This is a genomic window from Pseudorhodoplanes sp., assembly GCF_035565855.1.
Lineage (GTDB): Bacteria > Pseudomonadota > Alphaproteobacteria > Rhizobiales > Xanthobacteraceae > Pseudorhodoplanes.
In genome coordinates, this window is sequence record NZ_DATMRX010000337.1 from 1 (window position 1) to 7,130 (window position 7,130).

The 7,130-nt window shown below is 62.7% G+C and carries 7 protein-coding genes; 1 reads left to right on the plus strand and 6 read right to left on the minus strand.

Translation table 11 applies throughout. From position 1 onward, the window contains the following. The 4 genes from VN004_RS19290 to VN004_RS19305 all read right to left on the minus strand — a co-directional run bounded on the left by VN004_RS19290 (nucleotide 1) and on the right by VN004_RS19305 (nucleotide 4,912). Complete coding sequence (locus VN004_RS19290; RefSeq protein WP_325613572.1) at nucleotides 1-993, minus strand: branched-chain amino acid ABC transporter permease; 993 nt, start codon at nucleotides 991-993, stop codon at nucleotides 1-3. Continuing rightward, nucleotides 990-1,907, minus strand: coding sequence for a branched-chain amino acid ABC transporter permease (locus VN004_RS19295; protein ID WP_325613574.1), 918 nt, complete (start codon nucleotides 1,905-1,907; stop codon nucleotides 990-992). The genes VN004_RS19290 and VN004_RS19295 overlap by 4 nt, the downstream gene beginning before the upstream one ends. Before the next feature lie 117 nt (nucleotides 1,908-2,024). After that, complete coding sequence (locus VN004_RS19300; RefSeq protein WP_325613577.1) at nucleotides 2,025-3,212, minus strand: ABC transporter substrate-binding protein; 1,188 nt, start codon at nucleotides 3,210-3,212, stop codon at nucleotides 2,025-2,027. A 128-nt stretch (nucleotides 3,213-3,340) separates the two neighbouring features. Further along, on the minus strand, nucleotides 3,341-4,912 hold the full coding sequence (locus VN004_RS19305) for a benzoate-CoA ligase family protein (RefSeq protein ID WP_414710358.1): 1,572 nt from the start codon (nucleotides 4,910-4,912) through the stop codon (nucleotides 3,341-3,343). A 245-nt stretch (nucleotides 4,913-5,157) separates the two neighbouring features. Here VN004_RS19305 and VN004_RS19310 point away from each other — a divergent pair, with 245 nt between their 5' ends. Then, nucleotides 5,158-6,327, plus strand: a complete 1,170-nt coding sequence (locus VN004_RS19310) for a cobalamin-independent methionine synthase II family protein (protein WP_325613581.1) — start codon at nucleotides 5,158-5,160, stop codon at nucleotides 6,325-6,327. Between the two features lie 34 nt (nucleotides 6,328-6,361). Here the strand turns inward: VN004_RS19310 and VN004_RS19315 are convergent, their stop codons facing one another. Both VN004_RS19315 and VN004_RS19320 read right to left on the minus strand, forming a co-directional pair. Continuing rightward, nucleotides 6,362-6,580: a hypothetical protein gene (locus VN004_RS19315; RefSeq protein ID WP_325613583.1), complete on the minus strand. Its 219-nt coding sequence runs from the start codon at nucleotides 6,578-6,580 to the stop codon at nucleotides 6,362-6,364. 79 nt (nucleotides 6,581-6,659) lie between these two features. Further along, nucleotides 6,660-7,130 (minus strand): response regulator transcription factor (locus VN004_RS19320; protein ID WP_325613585.1); only part of this gene is annotated, 471 nt, incomplete at its 5' end.

Genomic DNA, 7,130 nt, shown 5'->3' on the forward strand with positions numbered 1-7,130 from the left:
TCAGCCACGGCGAATCTTCTCCAGCAGCCCGTCGATGCCGCCACGTGCGAACAGCACGACCAGAAGCAGCATCGGCCCGAGAATCAGCGCCCAATATTCCTTCGCCGCAACCACTGGCCTGCCGGTGACGAACTCGCCCACAACAGAGATTGCGTGCGGCAGCCACTCCTCCAGCACAAGAAGCGCGACCGCGCCCATCACCGGCCCCAGCACCGAGCCCATGCCACCCAGAACCGCCATGACGATCAGGTCGCCCGAGCGGGTCCAGTGCATCACGGCCGGGCTGATGAAGTCGGTGTGGTTGGCGAGAAGGATGCCGGACAGGCCACACAGCACGCCCGCGATCACGTAACAGGTGAGGCGGTAGCGGTAGGTCGGAAAGCCGATCGCACGCATCCGGCGTTCGTTGGACCGGGCGCCCTGAATGGCAAGTCCGAACCGCGAATTCACGATGCGCCAGACCAGGTAGCAGGTGCCGACAAGGCAAATGAAGCAGACGTAGTAGAATGTCGTCTTGTTCGAGAGATTGATCAGCCCGGCGAAATCGCTGCGGCGGTAGATCGTGAGCCCGTCGTCGGCACCGTAGCGATCGAGGCTGACGCCGACATAGTAGATCATCTGCGCGAAAGCGAGCGTGATCATGATGAAGTAGACGCCGCGGGTTCGCAGCGACAGCGCGCCGGTCGCGAGCGCGAACAGCGCGCAGGCGATCAGCGCCACCGGCCATTGGATGAAGCCGGAATTGATGCCCTCGTGCGCGAGGATTCCGACCGCATAGCCGGCGATGCCGAGAAACGCGGCATGGCCGAAACTGACCATGCCGCCGAAACCCATGATGAGGTTGAGGCTGACCGCCGCGATCGCGAGGATCACGATGCGGGTGAACAGCGTCATCAGGAACAGGTTTCCGGTCATCTGCGAATAGACCGGGACCAGCGCGAGGAATACCAGCAGCGCGCCGACGACGATGTTGCGGACCGTAAGCGCCTTCATTTGCTCGCCGCCGGGAACAGACCTTCCGGCCGCCAGACGAGGATCACCGCCATCACCAGATAGATCAGCATCGAGGACAAGGCCGGGCCCGCGGTCGAGGCCGCGGCATTCGACAGGAACAGCTTCAGCACGTCCGGAAGGAAGGCGCGGCCGACGGTATCGATCATCCCGACCAGGATCGAGGCGATGAAGGCGCCGCGAATCGAACCGATGCCGCCGATGATGATGACGACAAAGGCGAGGATCAGGATGTTCTCGCCCATGCCGATCTGCACGGTGAGGATCGGCGCCTGCATCATGCCGGCGAGACCGGCGAGCGCCGCGCCCATGCCGAAGACGAAGGTGTAGAGCAGCTTGATGTTGATGCCGAGCGCACCGATCATTTCGCGGTTGGAGGCGCCGGCGCGGATCAGCATGCCGACGCGCGTCCGCATCACCACGAGGTAGAGCAGCAGCGCCACGCCGAGCGCGACGGCGATGATCATCAGGCGATAGGTCGGATAATAGACGCCGGGGAAAATCTGGAAGCTGGTATTCAGCCAGGCCGGCAGCGGCAGGCTCAATCCGGCGGGCCCCCAGACCAGGCGGACGAATTCGTTGAAGAACAGGAGGAGGCCGAACGTCCCCAGCACATGATCGAGATGGTCGCGCCCATAGAGCCTGCGCAGCGCGATCACCTCGACAGCCATGCCGACGACGAGCGTCGCAACCAGCGCGAGCAAAACCGCGAATACGAAGCTGCCGGTCAGCGCGGCAAAGGTCGCGGCGAAATACGCCCCGATCATGTAGAGCGACCCGTGGGCGAGATTGACGAGGTCCATGATCCCGAACACGAGCGTCAGCCCGGCTGCAAGCAGAAACAGCAGCAAACCGAACTGCAACCCGTTCAAAGACTGTTCGACGAAAAGGAGCATGGAATGCGCCGCCCCCACCACACGGCCATTCGGAATGCCCCGCGTCAGGACGCGGAGTCAATCGGTAACAAGGGCCGGACAGCGGTCCCGCACCACTGTCCGGCGAAGCGCGTCAGATCACCACTTCATCGGGCACCGGTCGTGAAAGCGGTCCTGGCTGTCCTTCACGATGGTGGCGACGGTCTTGAGCGAAAGCGGGAAGTCCTTGTCCTCGCCCTTCACCACGTCCTGCAGATAGAAATTCTGGACCGGGAAGTGGTTGTTGCCGTACTTGTAGGAACCGCGCACCGAGTTGAAGTTGACCTTGCGCATCGCGTCGCGCATGGCGTCCTTCTTGGAGAGGTCGCCGTTCACTGCAACCACCGCGCTGTTGATCAGCTGTGCGGCGTCATAGGCCTGCGCACCGTAGTAGGTCGGACGAAGACCCGGATACTTCTTGCGATAGTCGGCGACAAACCGCTTGTTCTGCTCGTTGGGCAGGTCGTGCACCCATTGCTGGGCACCCGGTACGCCGAGAGCGAGTTCCTTCTGCAGCGGCAGCGACAGCTCGTCCACGGTGAAGGCGGTATAGAGCGGGATCTTCCCCTTCAGTCCGGCCTGCGCGTATTGGGTCAGGAACTGCACGCCGGAAGCGCCCGGATAGAACACGAACACGGCGTCCGGATTGGCGGCGCGCGCCTTCGACAATTCGGCGGAGAAGTCGAGCTGATCCGGCCACTTGGTCAGATCCTGGCCGACCACCTTGCCTTTGAAAGTAGAGGCAAGACCGGACAGCATGTCCTTGCCCGCGGCATAGTTCGGACCGATCAGATAGACCGACTTCACACCCTTCTGATTCATGTATTCGCCGACGGCCTGCGGCGTCTGGTCGTTCTGCCAGGAGGTCGAGAAGAAGAACGGCGAGCAGAGTTCACCTGCGATCTGCGAGGGGCCGGCATTGGCGCTGATCAGGAAGGTCTGCGAATCCACCACCGGCTTCAGTGACGCCAGCAGAACGTTCGACCAGATATAGCCGGCGATGAAATCCACCTTGTCGGACTGCAGCAGCTTCTCGGTCTTCTGTTTGCCGATATCGGGCTTCTGCATGTCGTCTTCGTAGATGACTTCGACCGGACGGCCACCCATCTTGCGGCCCAGGTGATCGAGCGCCAGCTCGAAGGAGTTGCGCATGTCGTTTCCGATCACCGCGGTCGGGCCGCTGAAGGTCGAAACAAAGCCGATCTTGATCGGCTTGTCTTGCTGGGCCATGGCCGGCCCCGCAGCGAGCACGAGCGCCGCGCCGGCTGCCATCAGTGATTTTTTCATACTGTAGTTCCTCCGTTGACTTTTGGGCCGCCCACTCGCGGCCATACTATTGAACCGTTCCGCATACCGGAAGCCCCAGCGCGCCGCAGGGCGCTGCGGCTAAAGGCATTGGGCAAACCCGAGGACTTTCATCCGCCGGACGCTTCCGCGCGCAGACGGAAGCGCTGGATCTTGCCGGTCGCTGTCTTCGGCAAATCGGCGCGGAATTCGATCCAGCGGGGATATTTGAACGGCGCGAGCATCGTCTTGACGTGATCCTGCAACGTTCGCGCAAGACCGTCGCAGGCCTTGCCGTGGTCCTTCAGCACGATGAAGGCCTTGGGCTTGATCAGCCCGTCGCCGTCGAGCCAGGCGACCACCGCGCATTCCAGAACGTCAGCATGGCTTTGCAGCGCGGCCTCGACCTCGAACGGCGACACGTAGAGGCCGGAGACCTTCAGCATGTCGTCATTGCGCCCGCAATAGACGTAATAGCCCTCCTCGTCCTGCAGATACTTGTCGCCGGAGCGCGTCCATTCGCCCATGAAGGTGCGGCGCGACTGCGCGCGGTTGTTCCAGTACATCACCGCGGAGGTGGGGCCGTTGATGATGAGCTCGCCCATTTCGCCCTTGGGCACGTCGTGACCGTGCTCGTCGATCAGTCTCAACGTGTAGCCCGGAACCGGTTTGCCGGTCGTGCCGTACCTGGTAGCGCCGGGCGCGTTGGACAGGAAGATGTGCAGCATCTCGGTCGAGCCGATGCCGTCGAGAATGTCGCAGCCGTATTTCTCGCTCCAGCGTTTGCCGACATCGGCCGGCAAGGCTTCACCTGCGGACACGCAGCGGCGGAATTTCGTCTCGGCACCGGTCGGCATGTTCTCGCTGGCGAGGAATGCCGCATAGAAGGTCGGCACGCCATAGAACACCGTGACCGGATGTTTGCGTAAGAGCGCGGCCACGCCGTCCGGCGTCGGCCGATCGGCCAGCAAGACGGTGGTTGCGCCGGCCGACATCGGGAAGGTCAGCGCATTGCCGAGCCCGTAGGCGAAGAACAGCTTGGCGACCGAATAGCAGACGTCGCTCTCGCGGATGCCGAGCGTCGGCGCCGCGTAAAGATCGTTGGTGAGCTTCAGACTGGCATGAACATGCACCGCACCTTTCGGCTTGCCGGTCGAGCCCGAGGTGTAGAGCCAGAACGCGATGTCGTCGCGCGTCGTCGGCGCCGTGTAGTCTTCGGGGTCCGCCGCAGCGATCAGATCCTCGAAGCGGTCATGGCCATGCGCATTGGTGCCCGACACCACGACATGCGCAAGCTCGGGCGCCTTGGCGATGATTCCGGCGAATTTCGGATACAGCGCTTCCGACACCACGAGCATGCGGGCGCGGCTGTCGGTCAGCATGAATTCGTAGTCGCCTTCGGTCATCAGCGTGTTGACCGGAATGGCGACGACACCCGCCTTGAGCGCGCCGAGAAAGGCGGTCGGCCAGTCGATAGTGTCGAGCAGGCAGATCAGGATGCGCTCTTCGCGGCGAATCCCCTTGGCACGCAGCATTGCGCCGAAGCGGGCGACGCGATCGGCAAGCTGGCCGTAGGTCCATGCGCCATTGGCGTCGATGAAAGCCGGCTTGCCGGCACGGCCGGCGGCCAGATTGGTCGCGAGGATGTCAGCGGCGAAATTGTAATCGCGCGGGATTTCCGGCCGATTGGGAGTACCCGCCATATCGTTGCGTCCAGAGGACGCCGCTGCTGCAGCTTGAGCCATCTCCGTCCCGCTTGTCGTGTTCTTGTTCTTTTGCCGAACGGGTCATGTTCGGCCCGTTCCAAACATGAACTATAATGCATGTCGGGTTTGACCCGTCAATTCCCGAACCGACACTACGCTCAAGGTCCTGCCACGTCTGCATTTTTTGGAAAGTGCCCGGCCCGTGCTAGGCGGTCGCCAACGCAAAACACGGGGAGGACGACATGTTGACCAGCAGCGACCGCATTCTCACGACACATGTCGGAAGCCTGCCGCGCAACGGGAGCCTGACCGACCTCCTGATCAGGCGCGAGGCGGGCGAGGCGATCGACAAGGCGCTGCTGACGTCCGAGATGGACAGGGCGGTCAGCGATGTGGTGGCCCGGCAGAAGGCGGCGGGCATCGACATCGGCAATGACGGCGAACAGCAGCGCGTCGGCTTCCAGACCTATATCCCGGAACGGATGTCGGGATTTGCCGGTGAGTCCAAGCGGAAGGTCGGCAAGGATTTCGCGGAGACGCCCGAACTGATCGATCAGTTCCTGCGCCGCTTTCCAAAGCGCGGAAAGATTTCCAACGCACCGCAGGCGCAAGCCGATGTGAAGTACCAGGACCTGTCGCAGATCAAGGACGAGATCGGGCGCTTCCGCCGCTGTGCACCAGCGGGGACCTTCGCCGAGGAATTCGCGACGGCGCCGTCACCGGGCATTGTCGCGACGACGCTGCAGAATGCGTTCTACGACAGCCACGAGGCCTATCTCGACGCGCTGGCCCGCGAACTCCGCCACGAATACAGGGCGATCCACGATGCCGGCCTGATCCTGCAAATCGATGCGCCTGATCTTGCGATGGAGCGCACCATGACGTTTCAGGACCTGTCCGACAGCGACTTCCTGAAAATGTGCGAGCTGCATCTGCACGCGATCAACAAGGCGCTGGATGGTATCCCGCGCGATCGCTGGCGGCTGCATGTGTGCTGGGGCAATTGGGACGGCCCGCACGAATATGACGTGCCGCTTGGATCGATCCTGCCGATCCTGTACCAGACGCAGGCCGGTGCGCTGACGATCGAGTTCGCCAATCCGCGTCATGCCCACGAATACGAGGCGATCAAGCGCGCCGGCTGGCCGAAAGACCTGATCCTCATTCCGGGGGTGATCGAATCGACGTCGAATTTCGTCGAGCATCCGGAAGTGGTGGCGCGCCGGATCATCGAAGCGGTCGCCGTGGTTGGCGATCGCGAGCGCGTCATCGCCTCGACCGATTGCGGCTTCGGCACCTTTGCGGGGCGCGAATGGGTGGCTGGCTCCGTCGTATGGAAAAAGCTCAAGTCGTTGCGCGAAGGCGCAGATATCGCCTCCGCGCGGCTGTGGGGGAGGGAGAGCGCAGCCTAGCCTCCCCGCTCACGCAAAGCTGATCGAACGCCTGTTACGCGTGCGTCGCCTGCGGGGCGCTGGAGCTCCGCGGCGCGGTCAGCCGTACCGAAATCGCCCAAGCCAGCCAAAAGACCAGCAGGAACAACGCCATGAACGCGGAGCCGGTCCAGCCGCCGATCATCGGCTCGAGCAGGAACACAACTCCAATTGCCGCCGCCTGAAGCAGGACGGAAACGACCGCGTAAACGCACATCAATGGAAGCGAGGACATTGGCCTTAGTCTCACTGTGAGGAGACCGGCAATTTGGCTGGGCGTCAAACGCCGCCGATACCTGTCAAGGTTGACAGGTTCAGGGCTCGATCAACCCCAGCATGGCGCACTTGACGGCGGCCTGGACCCTCGTCGCAACCCCTGCCTTGCGCATCGCGTTGTCCAGATGGAAATTCACCGTGCGCTCGCTGATGGTCAGGATCGTGGCGATATCCGCCGACGACTTGCCGCGCGCGACCCAGGTCAGGACCTGACTTTCCCGATCCGTCAACCGCAACCCCGTGCTCTGGCTGCCGCTCCTCTCGGAGGCTGCCGACAGCCGATGCCGGATGATCGCGATCAGCAATTCGAAATCGATCGGCTTGACGACATAATCGTCACAACCGAGCTGCCGCGCCTGAAGCTGATAGGAGCGCTGCGAATAGGCGGTCAGGAAGATGAACGGCACGCCAATCGGCAACAATCCGCCGTTCCGGATGCGCGTCAGAATCTCGATGCCCGATACGTCGGGCAGGTCGATGTCGCACAGCACGAGATCGGGGCGCGTCGT

What these genes read in the sequence shown, in the direction of transcription:
- VN004_RS19290 (WP_325613572.1), bottom strand. Translation starts at nt 993, where the DNA reads ATGAAGGCGCTTACGGTCCGCAACATCGTCGTCGGCGCGCTGCTGGTA.
- VN004_RS19295 (WP_325613574.1), bottom strand. Translation starts at nt 1,907, where the DNA reads ATGCTCCTTTTCGTCGAACAGTCTTTGAACGGGTTGCAGTTCGGTTTG.
- VN004_RS19300 (WP_325613577.1), bottom strand. Translation starts at nt 3,212, where the DNA reads ATGAAAAAATCACTGATGGCAGCCGGCGCGGCGCTCGTGCTCGCTGCG.
- VN004_RS19305 (WP_414710358.1), bottom strand. Translation starts at nt 4,912, where the DNA reads ATGGCGGGTACTCCCAATCGGCCGGAAATCCCGCGCGATTACAATTTC.
- VN004_RS19310 (WP_325613581.1), top strand. Translation starts at nt 5,158, where the DNA reads ATGTTGACCAGCAGCGACCGCATTCTCACGACACATGTCGGAAGCCTG.
- VN004_RS19315 (WP_325613583.1), bottom strand. Translation starts at nt 6,580, where the DNA reads ATGTCCTCGCTTCCATTGATGTGCGTTTACGCGGTCGTTTCCGTCCTG.